Annotated in this window: 30 protein-coding genes; 14 read left to right on the plus strand and 16 right to left on the minus strand. The window is 33.8% G+C overall.

The features are described 5' to 3' along the window. Positions 1-311 precede the first annotated feature (311 nt). A complete protein-coding gene (locus AC3WSK_RS21175) occupies positions 312-842 on the minus strand; it encodes a dihydrofolate reductase family protein (protein WP_492414473.1) in 531 nt (176 codons plus the stop codon). A gap of 103 nt (positions 843-945) precedes the next feature. On the opposite strand from AC3WSK_RS21175, the gene AC3WSK_RS21180 reads away from it, so the two are divergent. Both AC3WSK_RS21180 and AC3WSK_RS21185 read left to right on the plus strand, forming a co-directional pair. Continuing rightward, positions 946-1,890 carry a helix-turn-helix transcriptional regulator gene (locus AC3WSK_RS21180; RefSeq protein WP_492414474.1) on the plus strand — a complete coding sequence of 315 codons (945 nt, stop codon included), beginning with the start codon at positions 946-948 and terminating at the stop codon, positions 1,888-1,890. Positions 1,891-1,983: 93 nt separating this feature from the next. Further along, positions 1,984-3,036 (plus strand): DUF418 domain-containing protein, encoded by a 1,053-nt coding sequence (locus tag AC3WSK_RS21185; protein ID WP_492414475.1) that lies wholly within the window; start codon positions 1,984-1,986, stop codon positions 3,034-3,036. Between the two features lie 245 nt (positions 3,037-3,281). Here the strand turns inward: AC3WSK_RS21185 and AC3WSK_RS21190 are convergent, their stop codons facing one another. The 3 genes from AC3WSK_RS21190 to AC3WSK_RS21200 form a co-directional block, all read right to left on the minus strand. After that, the gene (locus AC3WSK_RS21190; RefSeq protein ID WP_492414476.1) at positions 3,282-3,674 is read right to left on the minus strand and encodes a RidA family protein; all 393 of its coding nucleotides are present in this window, start codon (positions 3,672-3,674) and stop codon (positions 3,282-3,284) included. Between the two features lie 202 nt (positions 3,675-3,876). Further along, the gene (locus AC3WSK_RS21195) at positions 3,877-5,382 is read right to left on the minus strand and encodes a serine hydrolase domain-containing protein (RefSeq protein WP_492414477.1); all 1,506 of its coding nucleotides are present in this window, start codon (positions 5,380-5,382) and stop codon (positions 3,877-3,879) included. Between the two features lie 298 nt (positions 5,383-5,680). Beyond that, positions 5,681-6,373, minus strand: a complete 693-nt coding sequence (locus tag AC3WSK_RS21200) for an SDR family oxidoreductase (RefSeq protein ID WP_079563240.1) — start codon at positions 6,371-6,373, stop codon at positions 5,681-5,683. A 312-nt stretch (positions 6,374-6,685) separates the two neighbouring features. On the opposite strand from AC3WSK_RS21200, the gene AC3WSK_RS21205 reads away from it, so the two are divergent. The 5 genes from AC3WSK_RS21205 (at position 6,686) to AC3WSK_RS21225 (ending at position 10,184) form a co-directional block, all read left to right on the plus strand. Continuing rightward, entirely contained in the window at positions 6,686-7,027 is a 342-nt protein-coding gene (locus AC3WSK_RS21205; protein ID WP_079563239.1) for an ATPase, read from the plus strand. Between the two features lie 372 nt (positions 7,028-7,399). Next, a complete protein-coding gene (locus AC3WSK_RS21210) occupies positions 7,400-8,488 on the plus strand; it encodes a hypothetical protein (RefSeq protein ID WP_492414478.1) in 1,089 nt (362 codons plus the stop codon). 5 nt (positions 8,489-8,493) lie between these two features. Next, positions 8,494-8,883: a hypothetical protein gene (locus AC3WSK_RS21215; protein ID WP_079563237.1), complete on the plus strand. Its 390-nt coding sequence runs from the start codon at positions 8,494-8,496 to the stop codon at positions 8,881-8,883. A 125-nt stretch (positions 8,884-9,008) separates the two neighbouring features. Next, positions 9,009-9,341, plus strand: a complete 333-nt coding sequence (locus AC3WSK_RS21220; RefSeq protein WP_079563236.1) for a hypothetical protein — start codon at positions 9,009-9,011, stop codon at positions 9,339-9,341. Between the two features lie 543 nt (positions 9,342-9,884). Further along, on the plus strand, positions 9,885-10,184 hold the full coding sequence (locus AC3WSK_RS21225; protein WP_492414479.1) for a YbyB family protein: 300 nt from the start codon (positions 9,885-9,887) through the stop codon (positions 10,182-10,184). 69 nt (positions 10,185-10,253) lie between these two features. Here the strand turns inward: AC3WSK_RS21225 and AC3WSK_RS21230 are convergent, their stop codons facing one another. The 8 genes from AC3WSK_RS21230 to AC3WSK_RS21265 form a co-directional block, all read right to left on the minus strand. Then, positions 10,254-10,463, minus strand: a complete 210-nt coding sequence (locus AC3WSK_RS21230) for a hypothetical protein (RefSeq protein ID WP_492414480.1) — start codon at positions 10,461-10,463, stop codon at positions 10,254-10,256. 354 nt (positions 10,464-10,817) lie between these two features. Then, a complete protein-coding gene (locus tag AC3WSK_RS21235; protein ID WP_492414481.1) occupies positions 10,818-12,023 on the minus strand; it encodes an EAL domain-containing protein in 1,206 nt (401 codons plus the stop codon). 655 nt (positions 12,024-12,678) lie between these two features. Further along, complete coding sequence (locus AC3WSK_RS21240; protein WP_492414482.1) at positions 12,679-13,785, minus strand: TFIIB-type zinc ribbon-containing protein; 1,107 nt, start codon at positions 13,783-13,785, stop codon at positions 12,679-12,681. A gap of 11 nt (positions 13,786-13,796) precedes the next feature. Further along, positions 13,797-15,113 carry an SPFH domain-containing protein gene (locus AC3WSK_RS21245; RefSeq protein WP_079563231.1) on the minus strand — a complete coding sequence of 439 codons (1,317 nt, stop codon included), beginning with the start codon at positions 15,111-15,113 and terminating at the stop codon, positions 13,797-13,799. Between the two features lie 317 nt (positions 15,114-15,430). Continuing rightward, complete coding sequence (locus AC3WSK_RS21250; RefSeq protein ID WP_079563230.1) at positions 15,431-15,805, minus strand: DUF423 domain-containing protein; 375 nt, start codon at positions 15,803-15,805, stop codon at positions 15,431-15,433. An 11-nt stretch (positions 15,806-15,816) separates the two neighbouring features. Then, on the minus strand, positions 15,817-16,242 hold the full coding sequence (locus AC3WSK_RS21255; RefSeq protein ID WP_079563229.1) for an acyl-CoA thioesterase: 426 nt from the start codon (positions 16,240-16,242) through the stop codon (positions 15,817-15,819). 166 nt (positions 16,243-16,408) lie between these two features. Continuing rightward, the gene (locus tag AC3WSK_RS21260) at positions 16,409-17,020 is read right to left on the minus strand and encodes a hypothetical protein (protein ID WP_492414483.1); all 612 of its coding nucleotides are present in this window, start codon (positions 17,018-17,020) and stop codon (positions 16,409-16,411) included. A gap of 1,452 nt (positions 17,021-18,472) precedes the next feature. Beyond that, positions 18,473-19,249: a copper amine oxidase N-terminal domain-containing protein gene (locus AC3WSK_RS21265; protein ID WP_079563227.1), complete on the minus strand. Its 777-nt coding sequence runs from the start codon at positions 19,247-19,249 to the stop codon at positions 18,473-18,475. Positions 19,250-19,607: 358 nt separating this feature from the next. Here AC3WSK_RS21265 and AC3WSK_RS21270 point away from each other — a divergent pair, with 358 nt between their 5' ends. From AC3WSK_RS21270 to AC3WSK_RS21295, 6 genes are all read left to right on the plus strand, one after another. Next, positions 19,608-19,805, plus strand: a complete 198-nt coding sequence (locus AC3WSK_RS21270) for a hypothetical protein (protein ID WP_079563226.1) — start codon at positions 19,608-19,610, stop codon at positions 19,803-19,805. An 88-nt stretch (positions 19,806-19,893) separates the two neighbouring features. Then, on the plus strand, positions 19,894-20,805 hold the full coding sequence (locus AC3WSK_RS21275; RefSeq protein ID WP_079563225.1) for a copper amine oxidase N-terminal domain-containing protein: 912 nt from the start codon (positions 19,894-19,896) through the stop codon (positions 20,803-20,805). A 191-nt stretch (positions 20,806-20,996) separates the two neighbouring features. Then, positions 20,997-21,224, plus strand: a complete 228-nt coding sequence (locus AC3WSK_RS21280) for a hypothetical protein (RefSeq protein ID WP_240518356.1) — start codon at positions 20,997-20,999, stop codon at positions 21,222-21,224. Then, entirely contained in the window at positions 21,211-21,516 is a 306-nt protein-coding gene (locus AC3WSK_RS21285) for a GNAT family N-acetyltransferase (protein WP_492414484.1), read from the plus strand. The genes AC3WSK_RS21280 and AC3WSK_RS21285 overlap by 14 nt, the downstream gene beginning before the upstream one ends. Positions 21,517-21,705: 189 nt before the next feature. After that, complete coding sequence (locus AC3WSK_RS21290; RefSeq protein WP_368483758.1) at positions 21,706-21,807, plus strand: DUF1232 domain-containing protein; 102 nt, start codon at positions 21,706-21,708, stop codon at positions 21,805-21,807. Next, positions 21,804-22,040, plus strand: coding sequence for a hypothetical protein (locus AC3WSK_RS21295; protein WP_346427005.1), 237 nt, complete (start codon positions 21,804-21,806; stop codon positions 22,038-22,040). Before AC3WSK_RS21290 ends, AC3WSK_RS21295 begins: the two co-directional genes overlap by 4 nt. A 26-nt stretch (positions 22,041-22,066) precedes the next feature. On the opposite strand, the gene AC3WSK_RS21300 is transcribed toward AC3WSK_RS21295, so the two are convergent. From AC3WSK_RS21300 to AC3WSK_RS21315, 4 genes are all read right to left on the minus strand, one after another. Next, positions 22,067-22,213 carry a DUF4871 domain-containing protein gene (locus AC3WSK_RS21300; protein WP_492414485.1) on the minus strand — a complete coding sequence of 49 codons (147 nt, stop codon included), beginning with the start codon at positions 22,211-22,213 and terminating at the stop codon, positions 22,067-22,069. 65 nt (positions 22,214-22,278) lie between these two features. After that, positions 22,279-22,482, minus strand: a complete 204-nt coding sequence (locus AC3WSK_RS21305) for a hypothetical protein (protein ID WP_079563224.1) — start codon at positions 22,480-22,482, stop codon at positions 22,279-22,281. A 218-nt stretch (positions 22,483-22,700) separates the two neighbouring features. Further along, a complete protein-coding gene (locus AC3WSK_RS21310; RefSeq protein ID WP_079563223.1) occupies positions 22,701-23,069 on the minus strand; it encodes a VOC family protein in 369 nt (122 codons plus the stop codon). 370 nt (positions 23,070-23,439) lie between these two features. Next, positions 23,440-23,691, minus strand: a complete 252-nt coding sequence (locus AC3WSK_RS21315) for a hypothetical protein (RefSeq protein WP_492414486.1) — start codon at positions 23,689-23,691, stop codon at positions 23,440-23,442. A gap of 247 nt (positions 23,692-23,938) precedes the next feature. On the opposite strand from AC3WSK_RS21315, the gene AC3WSK_RS21320 reads away from it, so the two are divergent. Then, positions 23,939-24,100, plus strand: coding sequence for a hypothetical protein (locus AC3WSK_RS21320; protein WP_170939042.1), 162 nt, complete (start codon positions 23,939-23,941; stop codon positions 24,098-24,100). Positions 24,101-24,697: the final 597 nt, after the last annotated feature.

Consider the following 24,697-nt stretch of genomic DNA (forward strand, 5'->3'; position numbering starts at 1 on the left):
ATTAAGCGCTGTGAATTTAACCGGAGGACAAAAACCAATAGGTTTTATTCTAGTAATTTTCTTTTTTTCAGACATAATTTCACCCCACTATTTCTAATAGAATATGCTTTTAAGAAATATTAGATTGGATTAAAAACTACTCAAGTTTTTATCGAACATGAACAAACATGTACCGTTAGTTGAGGAAGACAAGGTAAAACAACAATCGTTACAATCAAAAACATTAAAAATAAACCAAACATAAAATATATAGAATATGTCTGGTCTATTTTTTTACTTACGTTTGAAGGTTGTCACCTAAATATAAATGATCAAACTTCTTTCTTCACCTTATAATGCATTTGCACCATTTGCCCAAAGCGTTGTGTATTTACTAACTCCAGGTCTTGAAATGGATTATTATCCTTGAACAATGGAATGCCAGAACCTAATAGGTGCGGTGTAACCGTAATAATTATTTCATCTATTAACTGTTCCTTTACAAAGTGATCGAGAATTCCTGCTCCACCTACCATCCAAATTTTAGAGCCTTCCTGCCCCCTTAACTTTTTAGTAAACGTTACAATATCTTCATTTACAAACTCAACATGTTCGTTTTGTCCACTTAGTGACGTTGTAAATACATAATTTTTCTTATCGGGATATGGAAAAGACTCAATATGGTCTACAACCCAATCATACGTTCTTTTACCCATAATAATGGTATCAATGGATTGATACATGTTTGAATATCCAGCATCCCCTTCCCCCTCTGCTTCTTCTAGCCATTGTAAATCATCATTCTCTTTCGCAATATATCCATCCAAACTAGTTGCAATGTATAAAATGATTTCTCGTGACATAACATCATCTCCTTTAAACTTTTGAAAAACTACTGAACAAGATCTATACTAAACAAAAAACATGACAACTACTGGCATGATTAAATGAAAATAAGGTGAGAAAATGTCAAAAGCAAAACGACTATTAGATATCCTTCTGTTTGTGAGTGCAAAAAAGAAATTTACTGCTCAGGAAATTTCCGATGAATTCAATATATCGATTCGCACGGTTCATCGATATATTTTAGATTTAAGTGATATGGGCTTGCCTATTTATGCAGAACAAGGGCGGAACGGTGGCTATACTGTCCTATCGAGCAGACTTCTTCCACCTATTTTATTTACAGAAGATGAAGCCGTTTCGATTTTCTTTGCGTTTCAATCTCTTCATTATTACCGTGATTTACCCTTTAATACGGAAATACAATCTGCTTCTCATAAGCTTTATGGCTCGCTTCAGGAAGAGGCAAAGAGGAAAGTGGATCAACTTCAATCTTACATCGCGTTTTGGAATCCTAAACGGGCAATTGAAACCCCTTTATTGAAAGACGTTTTAGAGGCAGCTATTGAAAACAAAAATCTACATTTTCACTATGAATCAAAATCAGGTACAACTACGAAACATACTCATCCAATTGGTGTGTATGCTCATGATGGGTTGTGGTATATGCCCGCCTTTGATTTCACAAAACAAAAAATATTACTGTTTCGTGTAGATCGCATACTTTCCATTATAGAAAGTGAAGAAAACAAAAAGGTATTTGTAAATTTGAAGGAGTGGTTTAGTAGCAATTTTGAAACTAAACAACCTATCCGTTTACATGTACTATTATCAAAAGAAGGTGTGCGACAATGCAAAAGCGCACCAAACCTTGAAGAATTGGTCGTGATCAAAGAAGACGGCACCGGTTATATTAATTCCATTATAGACAAAGGAGAGCTGAATTTTATTAGTCCCCTTTTCTATCGACTTGGCATGCATGCACAAATCGTAGAACCGAAAGAATTGGTCGATATTTTACGACAGCAAGCAAAAGACATTTTATCTATGTATCCAGAAAATGACTAAAGTTATATGACGATTTTGTAAGATTGGCGTAACATTCATCGTTACTACTTTATGGATAACTTCCGTATACTTTGTCAATGAGGAGTGAGAAAAATGAAACCAATTGAATTAAACAAACGAATTGATACACTAGATTATTTAAGGGGATTTGCTTTATTAGGAATTATTTTAGTCAATATTCCAGCATTAATGTTGATTAATCTACCAGACACATCTGTGGATGTTGCATATAATAGGTTTTTAACACTTTTTGTAGAAGGTAAGTTTTTCACCATTTTTTCATTTTTATTTGGTGTAGGCTTTTATATTTTTATTTCCCGTGCCATGGCTAAAAATGAAAATGCCTACTTATTATTTATTAGAAGAATTATTATTTTATTGTTAATCGGACTTGTACACTTTTATTTCCAACCTGGAGAAGCATTAACTATTTATGCAATATTCGGGCTAATAGCGTTACCTTTTTACAAAGTTCGTAAAGAAATAAACCTGACTATAGGGCTTATTTTATTAGCGGTAACCGCTTATTTTGGTTTCAAAATTGCTATGCCGTTCCCTCTAATTTTACTAGGATTAGCTGCTGGGCAGTATCGAATTTTTGAAAAGATCCATGACAATCGTAAAAGAATAGCTATCTTGACAGTTATTATGTTCTTTATTAGCGTAGGGGGATTGCTGTATCAATGGCATTATGTCCCAGAGGCAATGGTGAACTTTGATCAAATGACAGAAGATGAGCTTAAGGTACATGTGACAAACATTGAAAAGTTTACACTAATCGGGCTTCAATTTAGCCCATTTGTATCAGCATTTTATGTAGGATTATTAATGCTTTTACTACAACGTCCTTTATGTCAAGTTTTGCTTTCACCTTTAAAAGACTATGGTCGAATAGCATTAACAAATTATTTAGGACAAACTGCGCTGATTTTAATAATTGGTAATGCTTTTCACCTTATTGGCAATATTCGTTTCATCCAATCTCTATGGATTTGTATAGGCATTTACATTTTCCAATTGATTTTCAGTAAAATTTGGTTAAAATTCTTTAAATTTGGTCCATTTGAGTGGTTATGGCGCATGGGTACGTATTGGACAGTACCTTCCTTACTTAAAAATTCTACTAATTCTAAAAAACACACCTAAAAAACAGTTGTTGATTTAGACAAAGGCCTAACAGCCCTCTTTTCTTTTTCATAAGATGGTAGTGTATCTAATTTGCTTCCAACTTGCTCATACCTTGGGCAAAAAACACACCCCCATCATTATTAAATCTTTCTTTGGTCACTTTTCACTTAGGAAAAGTGGCCTTTTTTTCATATCATTTACCCCCAAAATTCACTTTTAATAAAAAACCGACAAAATCATTAAAGATTTTGTCGGTACTCTGCTTATTTAGCAGCCCAAATATCAATTTCTAATTTAATGTCAGGAAGTCCTAAAGCAGTAATATAAGCTATCGTCATTGATGGATAAGGATTTCCAAACATCATCTCCCATTGTTGGTCGAAGTCATCCCAATCTATCTCTTCAGTCGCCCAAATATTGGCCTTCACCACATTGTTTGCGTTAAGTCCCTCTGCTTCTAATATTAATTGAATATTTTTTAATGTATTTTTAACCTGCTCTGTTAGTGTCGATGGCAATTCACCGCTAGCTCCTACTCCAATCTGTCCAGATAATGCATACATTGTTGCATCCTTAGGAATTATTGTAAGATGGCTATAATTGCCAACAGGGCTAGGTACTTGGATTGGATTTTTGCGTGTTATTTTAGTATTCATGTTAATCTCCTTTAGGTTTATATTTTTCTAAAAAAGGGCAGACTCGCCCCTAAAAACTCCATTTTAGAAAAAAACAGCCGTTGAGAATCCGATACCCATAGATAAAAAACGTATTGATCTTTTTTTCATTTGGATTCTCCCCCTCACCTAAAATCAATTTCACATTACCATAATTTCCTTTAACAATCAAATCTCTACATTTTTAATTCTTTTCCTTTTTCGTAAAGATTTTTATCAAACCTACTAAATAGTAAATCACACTTGACACTATTACACTATAAAATAACACAGTAATTGACGTTGGACCCCATACTTTAATAAATTCCCAATTTGATCCCCCAGGTAATACTTTCGGGAACATCATGATCAGTGCAATAATTATTGCAATACTTAAAGAATGAAAAACTAATAATAAAGCCCTTTTCATATTTAAAGCTACAATAATACGTTGTTTTTTAATAACCTTCTGCAAGGATTGTAGCAATAAAACGCTTAAAAACATCCCAAAGCCTACAACAATAACGCATATAAGTGACAGCGTTTTATCCAAATTCTGAAAGTTGTCAGCATGAATAGTATTTACCGTTTTCCCTTCCCATAAATCCATCACACCCTGCCCTATTGCAGTTGTATAGCTCGAGTTCATATTGGATAATACGGCTACTCCTATTTGTTCATCGGGCTGCATGATGAAATAAGATGAAAATGTAGGGTTTTCTCCAGCATGGAATATATATTGTTTTTTATCTTCTTTTCCTCTAACTCCCCATCCACTTGCGTAGTATGTATCCGTATCGAATGGCTCTACAGATTGATCTGGAATATGCGATTCTTGAATAATTTTATTCTCAATCGCATTAATTTGGCTATTTCCTAACTGAAGCTTTAACCAGTTTGCTATATCGTTTGTATTACTAATAATATATCCAGCAGGTATATTTCCACGGTAGATAGGTGGTGTGTATTCCTGTTCTCTCATCAGTCCTATTTTATATCCTGACGCCATCTCATTAGATTCAACTTGATGAAGTCCAACAAATGAATCTTTCATATTGATTGGCTCTAATATATGCTGTTTGATATACATATCAAACGGTTGTTTTGAAACCTTTTCAATAACGAGTCCTAAAACATCATAATTGACTGTTGCGTATTCAAATGAGCTACCTGGCTGTCTATTTAATGGCTGATCAAGCAAGTTTTTCACAGTCAATCCAAGTGCGTTCTCTTCGTTACTTTTAGGAATATTTGTTATTGTGTTCGTAGCTATACCACTTGTATGATACAGTAACTGATTAATAGTAATCGTCCGAGGTTCTCCATTATATTCCAACTCCAACCACGGGATATACTTTCGGACATCATCAGAGCGTTTTAGTAACCCTTCCTTTTCCAATTTTAAAATGGCAATTCCAGTGAAGGCTTTCGATGTAGATCCTAGTTCAAATAATGTATTGGAGGTAACTGGTGTTTTTGACTGAACATCGGCATATCCAAAACCTTTTTCATAAACCGTTTTCCCCTTCTCAACAATTACTAGCGATATCCCTGGAATTTTACTAATCGCCTTTTGCTCTTGAATAAATTGATCAATCATTTGAGTTTTTTCATTTGCATCTGCGTTTACGATTGTAGGCGTTAAACTATAAAAGGCCACAATCGTAACAATTATAGACAAATAGATTTTTAATAGTGCTTTCATTTTCATTTCTCCTTTAAGCAATTAATGCTGGGTATAAGGTTATAAATTATCATAACAGCACCGTTAACTATATCAAGCATTTCGGACTACAACAATCGTTTTACATGACTAAAAACATGACAACATGACAGTTTTGTAACGTATAGTGCATAGATAATCTTTATAAGCTTGAAATCTTGAATAGACATAAAAAGACCAGATTCTCATTCAAAAAAATAAGAACTGATCTTTTTTATGATATCCATTAGGATTTAAATTTTTGCTCAAAAGCTTTCAGAAACTGATGCACGAAAAAACTGTGTAGTTATCGTTTATTTTTTATGACAACCTCAGTTACAGCTAACGCTTTTCTTGGTTTTATATTGTCCATAATAATATCCGCGATATCATTAGGATCCATTAATGTTTTAGTTTTTTCCTCAGTAAATATCCCGTCCCAAAACTCTGTTCTCATACCACCCATGTATACAGCACATACATTAATCGCTGTTTCGTTTAATTCTAATGCTAGACTCTCGGTAAATCCGCGTACACCAAATTTACTAGCACAATAAACAGATTCCGTTACTTTTCCTTCTAGACCAGCTGTTGAAACAATATTGATGATTGTTCCTTCATTACGTTCTTTCATACCTTTTAATACTGCTTGTGTGCAAAAAATTGTTCCTTTTAAGTTAATATCAATCATTTGATGAACTGAATCCTCACTCAAGTTTTCAGCATTATCAAAATAGCCAACACCCGCATTATTAATTAATAAAGGAATGGATCCAAAATCATCTTGTATAGATTGAATTATTTGAGTAACCATTTGTTTTGAAGAAACATCCACCTCATAAATAGAATAGCCATTAGTTAACGCTTTAGCCGTATTCTCAAGCTTTGATTTTGTTCTACCAAGTAAACAAATATGATAGCCTAAAGTCGAATATTTTTTAGCAAGCGCTGCACCTAAGCCACTACCTGCCCCTGTTATAACAACGATGTTTTTACTCATATTGATCATCCTCTCTCGCAGTTAATTATACCAGAATAGGAACTCCTATCAATAAATTATTCTCACCCCGCCTTATCAAAAAGCCTTATTATGTACTGTTACTCATCTGAGTTATAGTTATTCATATAATACACCCAAAATGGTAGAAAGTCATAGCTCATTCGATAGCTAAAGAAGAAATATATAAATATCAATTTCTACATTTTTATTGAAAACTGATGAATACGTTTAGAGCATGTCTATAGAAACTGAATACAATGATTATGTAATCTGCGGATTATCAATCTATTTTTGGAAAGAGGTGAATTTAAATTGCCTTTAACTACAGGACCAATTGAAAATACAGGGAATCAACCAGCTAATGCAGCTAACGTTCGTGTCAAAATTCTCAATCTAACTGGAGGTTTACTAACTGGAGTAGTAAGAGTTTTTAGACTTGACGGAGCAAGACAATTACTATCTACAACTCCATTTGCCGCAATTGCTAACGGTTCAACATTCGTAACTCCAAGTGTAGGTGTTTCTGCTCAATATGAAGTTGAAATCGTTCCTAACCAAACTGGCGGTATATATAGCGTTTATGGTAGAACAGCTGCAGGGGTTCTCATTACTGCCCAAAGGTTTGTAAATGCAGAATTAACACAAATACTTTAATTTTCGGAAAAAACTTTGACTAACATTCTTCGTTTAAAGTAATTAAAGGTAATTCAATTGGGGTACATTTGAGAACAAGCTTCTCCTTTGTAACCTAATTTCATTTTGCTGAATAATTATGTAAAGTCACTCAATTTTTAATGAGTGACTTTTTAATTTAGAGTGTAGTACTGAATTGACGTTCCATATAAACATTCCACTTTTTAACATTTTTATTCTAATTACATCTATCTTGGTCTATATATGTCCATCTTTTCTTGTCAACCAACATTATTTTGTCATTTTTTGGGTTTTCAATACATATACTATTATATTTATTAAGCAAAATGCATACTTTCATCGAACACAGAATATAATTCTGGAGGGTGTTACATGAACACTATTAAATCTTTAATTTTCCCCCAAGACTTGCATAGATTAAGCAAAACTCTACTTAAAGAGATTTGTAATAAAATGACTTTAGATACCAATGGCAATGTATATGAATTAGCTAGCAGAGTATGGGATGTTTTTGAGCATACTGATAGCGATGTTCTTAAAATAATTAGCGATAATATTTTCTCTGGAGCAGTTTCCTTAGCTTGGTACCAGGCAACAAATAAAACTGATTTAACAGGTTTTAAACAAAGTATTATTAATAAAATGCCATTTAATCCTTTCGAAACAGTAGTTACACCAAATAGCGAAAATGTTCCTATTGATCCTACCATTATTGCTGCTGCCGATATCGAAGGTTCACAAATATATTATTTGCGATTCATTCATAGAACAGGTGTTAATGTTGATTACTTTTTAGCAAACCGTAGAGAATACATTAAACATGAAATTACAACAGTTTACATTGATGAAGTTAAGGGAATAATTGAAGTACGAGCAAGTTCAGCTGTTGCAAAAAAAATAATTGCCTGGTTAACTAAAGTAGTTGATGAACAATATGAATTCAAACAGTATGATTTATTAGAAAATTATGGTGGTAATCTTGCGACTTTAGCGGATTCCCTTCAAGGAAGGCTGATTGATGCTACAGGAAGACCAGCAGGATTAGTCAATACATTTGAAGAAACGCAGGGTCAATCCATTGTGAGTATACTTTCTGCAATTGACGAATACTATACTAATGGTGAATTATCAGTTCTAGAGCAAAATTTAAATTGCGAACATATCACCGGTATTTTAGAAACAACACCTTTTACTTTGTTACTGTTAAGTGGTCTTGAAACGATAGGATTAGGTAGTATTAGAGAACTAAGAGGTTTACCCTTATACAATTATTTAGAGCCTTATCTTTCCAAACAAAAAGGATCTATACTATTTGAACACAGTGTTGATGGTGTTAAACAAGAATATTCTGTTCGAATCGGTGTAAATACAAAGACATTTAAGTTCAATGTATTTGCGTCTGAACCTGTATTGGATTATATTAGAGAAAAATTGATTTACCAAATTTATTCTGCGAGGTAAAAGTATTGAGCAATTTAAAGCCATGGGAAATTTCTCAAAAAATAGATAATGCACTTGAGGTAATTGCTATCAGTAAAATTGATAAATTTTACCATAGTTATATTGCAAAAATAACTAACTTGCCTCTTGGATTAGTTATTGATCAATTATCTGAATTAGAAAAACAAGAAGCACTCGTTATAAAATTAGAATTTCAATGTGAGGAATGTAGTAGAAGTATTTTAACTGCTAGTAAATCCGAACTTGAAAATATCGATTCCATTACATGCAAATATTGTGGTACAGAGAATTGTTTTGATCCTTTGAACGCTATTCCAATCATTGAATTAAGTGAGGATTTCAGACAAAGTTTTTCAAAAAAAAAATTGCTAATAAAAAGGAAAATGTCGGGATAACTAAACACAATAAACCCGAGAGTTTAAGAGAAATTATCGATATTTTAACAAAAGAAAATTCTGATCAAGTATTGGATAAAGTATCGAAACTTGGGAAAGTTACTATTATATTAGGAGATGGTTATATGGGTGAATCTAGTAAATATGGTGGTCTAACTTTTGGAGAAAACAAAGGTAATATAACTATTGAAAACAATGGTACACTCAGTCAAGGGATAGCTAGCCCACCAAGTGACATTATCAATGCTTTACAACAGCTTCAAGAAGAAGTTCAGCACCTAGCAGATGAACAACGAGAAATTGCAGAAGCTCATTTTGAACTCCTTAAAACTCATATTGAAAATGGAGATAATGAGAAAGCTAAAAAACCATTAGAGAAATTAACTAGTATACTAGGTGTTATTAGCTCTATTGTCTCGATCGCTTCTGCATTAGGTCTTGGAATTCCTTTAAAATAATTTATTTCAATTATGCGATGATTTAGGCTAACATCATTTACGAACTCCTTTTCAATTTCCGTGACATCCGCGGAGGCTTTGGGCCAACGTGATGTTGGTCACTCAGTCGCGTGTTGTTGCTGTCGCTTCGCTTTCGCACAGAAAATTTGCCACAGGACGTGGCGTTCTTAGACTGAGTTCCTATATTTCAGCGGATGTTAGTAAGGTAGAATGTAATGAAAACACAGTTCATAAATCACAATATCAATAATGGGAAAACTTTTTAATATTGTCTTTTAAAGATGCTATCTGTATATTACAAGGGACTGAAAAACATCCCGTTTTTAATGCAAAAAAAAGAGACCAATTCTTGCTCAAATGATATTGAACATGAATTGGTTTTTTTATTCTCCTCTACTATCTTTTTCTTCTAAAAGTGACATGATTCGTTTTAAATTCACGGCGAATTTTGTTGTTGTACTCTATTCGTTATGTTTAGTCCTCTTAAAATAGGGAAAAGAAAAAATATAGAACCAGATACAATATTTTGGGGAGGGGTTAATAATGGCGAAACGAAGAACAGGTGTTGTAATTACAGGGTTAGCTTTAATAGCATCTTATTTAAGTAAAAAAGAAAACCGTGATAAAGCATTAAGTATGCTCAATAATGCAAAAACTAAATTAGGATCCTATTTAAATACTGTGGAAATGGACAAAAACATATCAGAGCGGATAACTGCTCAAGCAGCGACACGAGCTGGAACATCTCCAACAAAAATAGCTTCAAACGAAATGGTTGCTGAAGGTGGAGGACATACCGGTATCCACTTTTTCAATGAAGAAATTCAAGGAAAAGAACAATAATAACACAAGCATTCTCAATCCACTTTAGAAAACTGGATATTGTAACTAATTAAGTTTTTCAATTATATATTAAGTATTAAAAGTCGATTTATACCGAAAATTTTGGTATAAATCGACTTTTTCATTGGCTTGTCCAACACAGACTTTTAATGGTGTTTCCTCTGCTGTTTGATCAGCATTTTCGGCTTTCTTACAACTGTTACTTTCGTTATCTTTGTTACACGCTACTAACAAAATAACTAGTAGCAATGTTAGTGGTACTAAAAATAATTTTTTCATTGTTCAAAATCCCTCCTCCATAAATATAAATAAACGGATGGAGATTTACTATATCTAATTTTTTCTCTTTCCTTTGCTCTCCTCTACATTTAGCTTTTTTCTCAGCCTCTTAACAGCGATACTTTTAAAATGCCTTGGTAGAATTACATCATAAAAATGTTTTTACCATAAAAAATAAGCATTCAATCAAAAGATTTCCTGCCCATAAATTGATTTGCAGAAGCTGTTGCTGTTACACAGTTGCAAAAATAATAATTCATTTATCCATAATAATTCAAGTGATCATCTTTACACAAATTAGGGTACAAGTTATTCTTGTACCCTAGAAACCCTGATATATAAGCATTTGTAGCACTATCTAAAAATGTTATGCTCATATAGATAATCATACGAAAGATCGACGAACAAGTACTCATGCTCGTTAATTGCAATCGAAAATGTTCTTGTGATTTCTCCTGTCTCGATATCTCGATAAAGCTCTGAAATTTCTCCGCTTTGATCGTTGCGCATTTTAATGATTGTTTGTAGGAAGTATGGTCGCCAACTCCAGTTTTTATTGATCGCCCTAGGCTGCAATTCCCACTGACCATCTATACGCATGACGTTTGGGGATAGTTGGAAACCATCTTCATTGCAAATATATACTCGGAACGAATAACTATCCAACAACTGCGCTAGATGCTCTAAATGTGTGATGTTGTCACTAGAAGGCTTAACACGATGGACGATCGCTTCTAGCTCCTCCCTCAACTTTTTCAACTCAAAATATTGTGCCTCCAAAATTTTCTTTTCAGAGGTAATAAATTGTTGGCATTCTTCCTTAAAACGCTCTTTTAAAATATCCTTCTCAACGAATGTCAATGCAGAATTTGCCAAGTATCGGCCCTGATAAAATCGGCCTCCATTTTTCCAGGCAAATTGTAATTGATAAACTGTTTCGATTCCTTCAAATAAAAGATTTGCGCCAATTTTATAAGCTAGGCTACCTATTGCTGATATCATATCTGACTGCGCGGACCAAGAATCATAATTTAAGTCACGAATATTGACCTTTAAGATTTGTGGTGATAATAAAGCAATGTGCTCTAGATGACTCTCCGCTCCTACTTCCTGAATAGCAATTTTGACTCCAAACGTCGTAAAGTATCGTACTGCATGGTGCAACTTATTAATGTCACCTAAAAAACGATGCTCTGAAACAACTAATACAATACGATGTAAATCCTCTTCACTAATGTATTGTTGAATTATATTAAAATGACTTTCACCGAAATCCTGCATCAGTAAGTTCGGGTTACTTGGAATATAAATATCAATATCCTGTCCGATTTCGTCTATTTTTGCTAATGCAGCGTGTAAAATTTTATGTTCCATATCGATACGATATTCTTCTGGAATATCTTCGTTATCCACAAAGTCTTTTAAATTAATTTGTTGACCTTCAATTTGTAACTGTCCGGAAATTTCGTAGGCAATCACCGTATGCGCATCCGCGCTAAATATAGGTTGAAAATACCCATGTATTTGATCTAAATTTGTTAACACTTCAATTGCATCCATTGTCGAAACCTCCATAATGATGTTATCCAAGAATAACATTACATTCACAGCTCATTTCATAAAAAAAGCTCTCTGAATGTATAATAATTTGTTTAAAGTAAATTGGCAACTTCAAATGACGTTATTTTATGGAATAAATTGTCCTGAAGTTTAACAAGATCCTACCAAGATAATGTATTAATAAAATGAATTAGCGCTTAATAATTTTTTTCACACACGTTCTGTTCATCACTTCTTAACAATAAAGATCATAAAAGTACCATTACTTTGACGATATAACAGTCTTTTTCATACCACAGCCGTACTCTAAATCCTGCGTTTTTCTGACATTTCATCTTTCATAATGACTTTTCCATAAAATAGGTTGCTTAAGTACATATATTTTTATTTGGCGCCACACAAACATATGGATTCGCCTTTTTCATGTAGTAATGCGTAAAACCCCTTAGAATTTCTTCCTATAATAATTTATGCAACTATCGGAAGTGAAAGCCGTGATAACTAGAAGTTTTCATCCTATTTCCTACAACGATTCAGCCGTTCACCCATTTATTTATTGTGCTGACGCATTCACTACTAAATCAATTATTTCCTGAAAGTAGATAAAAGCAGCATTCCAACGTATGGATTAACCCTACAGGAATACTGCTCATAACTATTCTGACATAAAGAAATACCAAATAATCGCAATCGTGATTAATGATACGATAACTGCAATTGTTACACGAAGTGGTGAAATCGGGGCATCTCCACCTACTCGACCTGTCTGTCCATTCACCATAAATCGATAAACCTTTTCTTTGTAGCGGAATGAAGAAAGCCAAATTGGTAACATTAGATATTTATATGTAATATCATCATGCGTTGTTGAGAAATGTAAACTAGATACTACGTCCGCATTATGTTCCCAACGTATTTTTGAAGTAATTTGTGCCTCCAGATGATCTGAAATTTCCCTCTTCGCTTGACTCCATCCGTCCTGTAAACCAATACTGTATCGTTCTGATAAAAAGCCTGATACATATTCTGGTTTATAAGCTTTATTGTTGAGTAAATTAAAAGGTTCTATTTTTCTCATCATATTTCGATCATAACGGGCTGTTCCACTAATTAAATGATCATCAATAAATTCCTGATAAAAACCACTTGTGGAATACCAATCTGTTTCAGTTCGGGTATTTCCCTCTTTATCTGTAACTGTTCGATGTCTACCGTACCTTGCAGAATACCTTGAGCTTGTTTTAGTATCAAAAGTCCAATATGGAAGATAAACTCCGTTAAATGAATCAGGCTTAGCACTTTCTTTTGCTGCTTTTGGTGTAAACCATTTCCCCTTAATCCAACTTTGAAAGTTCTCTCCTGCTTGCTTATCTGTTATTTCAAATGCACATACCCCGTTCGGTGCTAGTGTATTTTTAGCACTTGCCTCCATAACTTGATTAGAACCACAATACGGGCAACTATCGGCTACCTGTAACGCATCATAAATTGTTTCTGCCGCACAGGATTTACAAATAACTGTTTTTTTCTCAACACCCCAGTTGAAATTCCCACGTTCTTCAGCCATTGCAAAATCCATTTCCTGGGCAACTTTTTCCTCTTGCTTTTCTGGGTCTGCAATTTCAGTCTCATAGCCACAATATGGACACGTAAGCTTTCCAGAGGCGGGATTAAATTCAATAGATGCACTGCATGATGGACACTCAGCGTCAAAATCAAGCTTTACTTGTTTAATATTTTCAGCATCTTGCGTTGGCATCATTAGTCATCCCCTTACTTAACATCATTCTCATCAAACACATCGCCACACTCAGGACAGAACTTTGGTGGGTTCGCAGGGTCTTCTGGCTGCCACCCACATTTATCGCAAACGTATTGTAATGCTCCTGAAGGTTTTTTAGCACCACAATCCCCACAGAATTTGCCTTTGTTGACAGCACCACATGTACAAGCCCATCCTTCTTCTGCAGGTTTTGGTGTCCCACAATTTGAGCAGAATTTACCAGTGTTTTCGTTGCCACATGCACATTTCCATGCATCTGAGTTCGTCGCTGTTTGTTGTTGCTGGGCTACCTGTTTATTTTGCTCATTCATTTGGTAAAGCTGTCCTGCATTAACACCACCTGCTTGAGCTGCCATGTTCATACCCATAAATCCTGCCATAGCTCCGCCATCATTTTTAGATGCTGCAATCATTGCTTCCGCCTGAGCACCCGTTAAATGAGCCGCTGCCATACCTGGATCACGCATCACTGCATTTCTTTGTAGTTGTTTAATCATTGCTTCATCTTCTTCAGATGCTTTTAAAGAACTTATGCCAAATGATACAACTGCTAAACCACGTGTTGCTAGCCATTTCTCTGATAACACTTTATTTAGGGCATCTGCTAGAGCTACAGTATGAGCCGGAATTTCGCTATAGCGAACCCCGCTTGCTGAAATATGTGCGAAAGCCGGCTGTAACGCAGTCATCAGCTCCGTTTTTAATTGACTATCGATGGCATCTCTTGTAAATTCACGCTCTACGTTTCCACAAACATTCGTATAGAATAATAATGGATCTACAATTTTATATGAATATTCGCCATGACAACGAATAGCAATATCAATATCTAGGCCGATATTACGGTCGATCACACGGAAAGGAACCGGTGCTGGTGTCCCATATTTATTACCTACGATTTCTTTTTTATTGAAATAGTACACACGCTGATCCTTTGCAGGTTCTCCTCCAAAAGTGAAGCGTTTACCAATCTGCTTGAATGTTTCCATAATACCTTCAGACAAATCACTGCCATACATAATCGAAGGCTCCGTTGATGTATCATAAACATACTCCCCAGACTCAGCAGAGAACTCCACTACTTTCCCTTGCTCGACAATCATCATACATTGCCCTTCATTTATAGCAATAATAGAGCCATTACTAATAATATTGTCATTACCTTTATTTGACCCTCGTTTAGAAGTACGTTTAAAACCTTTTGCCACAAGAACATCAGCGGACAGTGATTCACAATAGAAATATTCACGCCATTGATCTTCTAAAACACCTGCTAATGCGCCAACTCCTGCTTTTAATAAACCCATATTTATTCCCACCTTCAACTTATATACTTAAGACTTATTTTACCATATCAAATATGCCTCGACATAATTGCGTCTGCAGGCTTTATACCCACACAACGCTTGTCACTCAGGTATTTTCTCAGACGTGAAGTGCTTAACCTGAATTCCTGTATTTCAGCGGATGTTTGAGCAACCGTTGAAATAAGCTAGAATGCTAAAATAATCTAATCATTATGTAATACGCTTAAATAGACCAATTTGTTTCATTTTTTTACTTCTTTATAAAAAATGAGATAGCTCCATAGGAACTACCTCACTCTTATTTATAGTGTATATGCCTAAGAAAATGCGGAAATAGCCACAAGCACCCAGGCAATGATAAATAGCAGACCACCGATTGGGGTAATCGCACCAAGCTTTTTCACACCTGTAACCGCTAATACATATAAACTACCCGAGAAAAACACTATACCTGCAAACATTAAATAACCTGCCCAAGAAAGCATACTAGAAGCTCCTAAAAGAGCATCACTCGATAAAATACCAAGCCCCAGTAAACCTAATGAATGGTACATATGATACTGCACTGCAGTTTCCCAAATGGCTGCGTAGTGTGGTGACGCAAATTTATCTTTTAATGCATGTGCTCCAAAAGCGCCTAGCACGACACCAAGACATGCCATAATTGCACCTATCGCTAATAATAGTTCCATATATGTTTCTCCTATTTCGTCTCGCGTGCGATTTCTTTGTATTTCGCATCCCATACCGGATCAATTTTACTTAAGGACACCGGACGTAACGTATCTTTTTGCGCTAGAATATGTACGGACTGAGCAGTAGCTGCAATCGTGCCATCTTCATGTAAAATTTCATAGCCATATGTTGTACGTAGACGATCGTGCTTTTCCACCCATGTACGGACCGTTGCCACTTGTCCATAATGCATTGCTGCCTTATAAGAAATGGATAAATCCATCACTGGCGATACATAACCATCTTTTTCTAACTCTGCATACTCAAAGCCTGCATCGTTGACTAACTGTGAACGACCTATCTCCATCCAAATAATATAGTTCGCATGATACACCACGCCCATTTGGTCGGTCTCAGCATATCGAATTTCAATTTGTTTCTCACTTACAAACATTTTCTTCACCTCGTCCACCATTATAGCGTAAAAATATTGATTTGGCGGGGTTTTTGCATTTTAGATATTAAAAAAATAGTGTTATCCTTTAATACCCGTTATACATTACTTATTTGGGATACAAATTGGGGTACACAACAGAGATGAGTGTCTTCAAAAGGTGAATCTATCTAATTATTTGTTCGAATGTTTCACCATTAATTGTAAAAACGGCTTTTAATGGTTTGCCATCATTCTCTGTTTCAGATGGTAAAGATGCTAAAAAGTGCAACACTCCAGTTTGTAATGGCTCAATATAAGTAATATTTGAATAAGTGAAGTTTTTACCCCCATTTTCTTCTAGCGTAGAAAATGTTGTATATTCATATTTATCATCGTAAATAATTTTTAGACTTACAAAATCACTTGCAACTTTCCCGGAAGTTTGTAAACTTTTCACGGTAATAACACTGTCTAAATACACTTGATTTGGTTCTTTATTTTCATAGTATGTGTAGAAATCACCTGGATTTGGCGGATTAATAACTTGACCAAAATTATTGCTATTCAAAATGATTTCCGCAAAATCATTAACCACCATCACTTCACCTAATTTTATTTGGGTTGGGGCTTTTGATTCTTCAGGTTTTGTATTTCCCTCTTTTTTAGACACTTTTTGATTTGCTTCTTCAGAATCTTCTTCTTGGTTTTTGACAGGTTCAGAAGCACTTTTTTCTTCTGAGTTACCGCAAGCAACTAAGAACAAAGACATGCATAATAACACTAAAAATTTCTTCATTATATATTCCTCCTCAACCATAAATATACATAAATAATAGAGAGATTTCTATTACTATTTTCATACCTTTACATTTTTCTCACCCCTGCCAATGAAAGAACCCCCCGAATGGGGGTGTTAGACATAATTAAATTACGTAATGTGAATGTTCTATCTCTGATTTTTACGTCGTTCAAGCTCAGAAAACATTTTAGAAACTATTTTATGAGAATATAGTTCATTGTTTAATGCACCTTGAATAGCAAAATAATATAATTGAACATCTCTTTTTGTCATTTCATTAACTGCTCTACTCCACCACTCACCAAGATTATTGATTGTGGTGAGTAAGATTATAATACTCGGAGAAGTTTAAAATTGCTTTTAAACACTTTTCATTTGGGTATTTCGATAGTACTCCCTCCTATTGAGAGTAACATCGACCTCAAAACTATACGTTAAAATTTACTTTGATAAATGAAATGATTGGACGCTATTCAAGTTTATGTCATGTTTAAGTTGCAGCCTAGAAGCTTTATTTTCTTGAGACATTTTAATCTTTAGTAGACCTAATTAATTTAATCGTGTATTTGCTTTTGCGGCGCTCATTTTTACTTCATGTTCTTTTAGTAATGTGTAAAGACACTTTTAATTCTTCTTCAACATAAGTCGGCAAATGATTTGTTGGAACACCATACTGATTTATTCGCTACTTGAAGCATTCGGAATTTGAATGACCTCGACACACGCAAAATCTCTCAAGTGTATTTGATGCCGATTAAAATTCCTGTAGCTATAGACAACTCTTTGATAGCAAAATATGCTACATGTTTTACATTTGTTCCTTTTGATACATCTGTTACATTTACAGTTTTATTAGTTAGCAATGAATTGACGAATAAAAGTTAATTTTAATTTATTTCGTTCACTAACACTGCAGTATTCGGAGCAACGATTGCTTCAATTCCCACGGCTTTGTAACTAACTAGAAATTGGTCGGTTTTGAATGTATCAGAATTAAAAACAAATTCCCCGTTTTCATCCAAAACTGGTGATTAGGTGATATCATAATGGAATTTTACGTCCCTTGCATCGCTTGGCATATCTGGTTCAGGTTTATAATCCTCTGGAATTTCAGTTGTTGCATATCTAAAATAAAGTTGTATGTCGTTGCCATTTATTTTTTCAAAAGGTCATACGTATTTCCTTGCGACCTCATACCATCAAAATAAATCGTTTCCTTTTCTTTATCGGTAAGGGGCAGATAAGGTACGGCAGCTTTTGCTAATTCAACCCCTTATCAATTACCCCATCATTTGCTCGATGACACTAACAAATTATCCGTCTTCAAACGAAACTAAACAACCAGTCGCCTGCTATATAGCGACAACTGGCTGTAAAAAGTTGTTTTCTTACTGCCTCAAAAACGACAGTCAATGACCTAAGATGAAAGCGTAGTTAGTAAACAAAATTCTATGGCCTATATGGAACAAATTTTTCTTCAAGAGAACCCACTAGCCATTGATTATTTCTCTTTGTAAGTAAAACATACTGTACCAATTCTCCTCCAGATACATAAACCTTACGACTGATCCTCATATTCGTGTCTTTTGGATAAGAATAATAACCTCCATTTTCGGACATATCCGTAAAGGTTAAGTTTCTCATAATAATTAAATTAATCATTTCATCCGTGAAGTATGGCTTTAAATACTGCCTTTTTTGAGAGATGTTTGAAACATTTTTTACTTTTGCAATGGCTTCATCCAGCAGCTTATAGCCGTCCTTATAGAACAGTGGTTGAGCATAAACAGTAACCCCATAAACCCCATACGGGTCTGAATATAAGTAAGCCAACCGTTCACTTTTATCCCAGTATGTTGTACCCCCTAATGCATCACCTATATATCTTATCGGTAAAAAAATGCTTCCATTTTCTAAAAGTAACGATACATCCATTTGAAGTTGCTCATTATTGACTTTTAGTATCTTAGAGCCAAGTGTCAGTTTGATCACTTTCTTGTCTTTGATTAAAGTGGCTGTTTTTGTTGCCTTATCCCAACTTACTTCCGCTTGTATCTTTTCACCAACAGCTCGAATAGGTGCGTAAAGTCTTCCGTTTACCACTTTACCATTATAAATCCCATATTTATTTTCACTTGCATATACAGTACTATTCCCTGTACCGAAGTGGAATGTTGCTATAACTACTATTAAACAACAAACTACTAACCTTTTTATTTTACCCACACTTCACTCATTCCAATCTTTCATTATTATTCTATTAATTGATATTAATAGCATCCTTATTATACGTATTTTATCCATTATTAACTATTCGAAAATAATTCATGTGAATATAGTACTACAAAGAAATCTTGGCCGCGAAGGTCGGTCATTCCCAAATATTTAAGATTTTATTAATACTAAAGGAAGAAACAGTTACTCGACCTCCTCTATAAAAACCGAATTAAATAGAATCGCGAATACTCATTAAGCTGTAGAGTGTAACGGACACTGAGGCTATTTCCAATTCCTCTAACAATCGAAAAATAGGTTATTTGTGATACAATTGAATAAATTTGTAAATTATACGGGGGTTTCATAAATGCAAGAAAATCAAAGATTCGCCTTAATCGCTTCTTTATTTGCATTAATTGGTTTACCTACTATTTTTCTAACAATATCCTTGTACACAGGTGTATGGCGGTTTTTTATAATTAGTATTGCACCTGCGTTAACTGTTGGTTTAACAGGGCTAATTCTTACAATGCAGAAAATCAAAAAAGATAAGCGATTGGCTTAACGATTTTCGTACTATCCAGAGTGCTTGTGATAAAACTATTAAAACGACATGACATTTGGCAAATACTAAAAGATTGGGGAAATACAAAATGAAGAAATCTATGTCAGGCTTACTTCTGGCTTTAAGTTTAGGGTTATTCAATTATCCACATGCAAGTGCAGGACCGCTAGTTAAGTCAGAAGAGAATGTTAGACCAATAGAAGTTGTTGCGAATGGTGAATTTATCAAGATGGATGTACATCCTCTGATGGATAATAACCATCTATTTGTCCCGATCCGAGTGCTTTCATCTCTTGGTCTTTCCTATAGTTATAACCCTAAGACTGAAGTCGCCACAGTTCAAAATAAAGATGGAGATTATTTGAAAATAAATACGAATAGCAAAACCGCCTATAAAAATGGGAAAGCTATACAAATGGATATACCTGCTCAAAATAGCAATGGCCACATTCTCGTTCCTATACGATTCGTCTCTGAATCCTTGGGATACAACGTTCAATTTGAATCCATTCGCAAATTTGTTTTTGTGAACTCAAAGGACTATGCGTTTGATCCAAAATTACTGAATCAGAATGACCTTCAAGCAGCACGTAAAGCGGCTATCGCATCACCAATCAACACTGAGTTCAAAACACTTGGTACATTAGATGGTTATCGTTTACATGAATATACGTTCCCTTTAGGAAGAGCAGACACTTACTATTTAAATGATGGGATTTTTACATTTGTGCAAATCAAAGATGGGAAAGCAATAGCCATTGGACAGTTATTTCGAGAACGAAGAGAGCCATCTCGAGCAGCAGGGAATGTTTCACCCGAAATGAATTTAGATACAGACCCGATCATAGAACCATATAACCACGGTAATGTGTTCTTTTCTGAAAATAATGATGGTACGGCTACAGCAGGTTACATCGATGATAAAAATAAATGGGTAGGAATTAACACAAAAATGAATATATATTCTGATATCATACAGAAACTTCCCGACCACAGATAAAGAGATTGATTTAGGCAGGAAAAAACTTGTCTATTTACTTTTTTTATACAAAAACTTAGAAACTTGGACCATTTTATATTGGCACATTAAACAAATTTATCATTTTTAACATCTCATCATATAGTTCAGTAAGTATTAGACTAATTTTGCTATTTTAAGATATACTAGTATTTTTGAAAGGGGTACATATTTTGGATATTAACAAAATACACATCAGAAAAATGACTGATAATGATTATGGTTTAATGGCTAAATGGTTGAGTACGAGAGAAGTTTTAGAATTTTACGGGGATATTAATTCACCATTTTCAATAGAACAAGTAAGGAAAAAATATGAACCACGCGTTCGTGGTGAAATTCTAGTTCTCCCCTTCATTGTTGTTAGACGATTCCCCAATAGGATTTATGCAATACTATAAACTTCAAGCAGAAGAATTAAAAGAATTAGGCTATTTAAATAATGAAGTGGTTTTTGGAATTGATCAATTTATCGGTAATCCTAACCTATTAAATAAAGGCTATGGAACAATTATGGTTTGTAAATTTATTGAACTCATTATTAATATAACAGACGCTGAAATTATAATAGTAGACCCTGAATTTTCTAACGAAAGAGCTATTAGATGTTACGAAAAATGCGGGTTTACAAAAGTTAAAACAATTAATAATGAAAGTGCTTTGCTAATGGAATTTATAAATACTGAAATCTAACTATATATTATCATTGGATCTACAGTAAGTATTTCTCTTCCCGATGTATTTTTATGATATATACTTTCTAGCAATGGGAGAAGATTTTTCAATAAGAAGAAATTTACTATCAAAGTTTAAAGCCTTTGCTAAAAAATTAAAACAAAATTCATTTGTACTTTACTTGTCTTATAAAGATCCAAGAACCCCATGATATGCAAACCTTGTGGCTATGCTTATAGTTGCTTATGCTTTTGCCCAATAGATTTAATTCCAGATTTTATTCCTATTCTAGGGTTCTTGATGATTTGATAATTGTACCATTTGAAATTATCTTCGCTTTAAAATTAATTCCACGACATGTGATTGATGATCATAAAGCAGCTGCAGAAAAGTTAAAACAATCTGGAAAACCAAAGAATTGGTTTGTTGGTATTCTTTTTATTATTATTTGGGTTATCATTGCATTTTGGATTAGTAAAATTATTTTCCATCATATTATAGGCTGTTTTCTCAAAGATTGTCTTGAAGAATCGAAAAATTAAACTAAAGCACCTTAGTTGAAGATAATTTAACTCTCTTTAACGTTTATAACTAGTTCCCCAAATAATTTATCATTAAAATATATTTCTAATTTCCATAATCCACTTGTAGGGAACACCATATTCGATGGGATATGGGAATCTGCACCGTTATTAGGGCAAACCTCGATAATCAAGGTTTCTTAATCTTAGAAGAATTAATTAGTGAAAATCTAAATAAAAATTTCTTTGGGTTTGTCTACTACATTCTCATAATATCAATCATTCTCATAATATCATCGGATATAACTAATAAAAATACTAAGACACTAGTGACGATGGCATATTTCTTTGCTTTTGTATCAGCATTATTGAAGGTAACAATAATTGTTTGCAAGCTAAAAAAAACAACTAATGACCATAAGAGTGGTTCAATGATTAAACCAAATAAACCTTCTATTGCCACTAAAATAACCTTCTTTCATTAGAGTCATTTTTTACTCTTAAATATACATAATCTGTGCGGAGATTTGCTCCTTCTTTAGGTCTTACCTTCGCTTTTATTCCACCTTATGCCGTATATTCTAACGTTTCCGTTGAACGAAATACACCTGTATTTATAAAATCCCATTCATAATCACTTACATCTTCAGAGTAAACTCTAGCGAGTTCGTCAAATGCTTGTTACATATTTTCAAATTGGAGATACTCTAAAATATTTCCGAAGGGGTCTCTGAAACTAATATATTTTCCTGGAGGACAATTAGTTGGTTCATCTACAATAAATTCCACATCTTTATCTTTTAAGAATTTAACCGTTTCATAAATATCTTCAGTTCTCAATCCTAATACAACTCCTGTAATTTTATTATCTTGCTTAAAGGTTGTATTATCGTTTGCCTCTAAAATAATTGGTAACTCTCCGTGTACAAGTGATGCAATATTAGGTCCATACTGCTTATTTAATTCAAAACCTAAAGTATTAGTATAAAAGTCAATTGCTTTGTTTAAATTGGGCACGTAAATACTTATAATACAAACCTGATTCTCCATATCATCCCACCTATCCTTAGTATTACTGTGAATATTCTACACGCATTTATAAGAACCCTTTATTTTGAAAAATTTCAAAAAACAGAGTTCATTCTACACATCTTGTAGATTAGATCTGTCTCTTTGTTTTAATAGCAACAATCTTTGAGAAAACAGCCTATTTAAAGGATTGTTCAGCAAGACTGCCTGACTATATGATCATTTTAAATTCTATCAATCCGACTAATAGGAGGTATCAGGATGACGCTAAAGATTGTTAAAACTCTTTTAGCTATCTTTTAAATTGTTCTTTTCTTTATTATGATTCTCTTTATTTATGAAGTAGGTGTAGAAACTGGTAAGCGGAATTGTGAAACTAAGAAGTCTTAGGTTACTTTCTTTTATTTTTTCCAATTTTCTCGTTACCACGTTTAAAATTACCTGTAATTTTAGCTAACAATAACTGTACTGCTGTTAGATTGTCTTCAACTTCTTTGATTCTTGCGATAAGACGCTCAGCCTCCCTATCCTTTACAATTTTTATTTGTTTACCTTCGTATGCTATTACTACCGTCCCTTTTTTCGTTATTTGATAAGCAAATGGTTCTTCGCTTAATCTGTTTCGTTTATCTATTCCGCTCACAACACCATCTCCCTAAATGTTTTAGTTTCAAATAGTATATTCAAAAAACCTGTTGGTTCACTCGATAATATTTTCTTCTCAATATGTATATGGTGTATGAAATAATGTATTAATTGCAAACTGATCAATTATCCCTTTGCTTAATGTCTGAGCTGTAGCGTGTGACGACGGTGCGGCATTTTCTATTTTGTTCAGAAAATGTTTATACCTAAATGTTAACCTACTATTAGAAAGGTAGGTGGGATTAATGTTAGAACCAATGGAATTTCTAATTAATCAAATACTAGAGAAACATGATGTAAAAAATGAAAATTTAGCCAAAGCACTTATAGAAATTTTTGATGCTTATTACAAACTTTCTCAACAAAAATCTGTTGTAGACTTTGTACTAAAAGATGGATTACATTAAAATCGTACATTAATCATTGCTGCAAGAGTCACATCTAGAATGCTGACTTTTGCAGACCCTCTTTCTAAAAATCATTATTCATATTGTTCAAAAATAAATCGAATATTTAAAAGTGTATCTAACAAACTTTATGATTCATGAATTATTAACAAGAAACAATTACCAATTACTTTCGTCCTTTAATAATAAGGGGGAGATGTTCTATGTTCGGTTTTCTTAATCTGGGAAGCCTAGTACTTGGTGTAATAGCAATACTGTTACCAATTTGTAGTATTTTGAGTACTAATAAGAAAGTCCACAATTATAGATTAATCTTTTGCACTTTAAGTTTCAGTGCTTGTGCTATATCGATAAGTTTCCAATTATTATATAATAACCATCTTGTTAAGATTGAGGATTGGTCTGCTCTTATGGATACAACTAGTAGTTCAGTATTTGCTGTAACCATCTTACTAATCAGCACGATTCTATTAAATACACTAACAATAATTATTAATCGTGACAAAACAGTTAAAAACTATCCGCATTGAAGCAGACTATGCTAAGAAAAAGCGCAACAAAGATACCAAAAAATAATAAATTTAAAATAAAAAGCGA

It is taken from the genome of Lysinibacillus sp. EB271-A1-10B, from assembly GCF_058791335.1.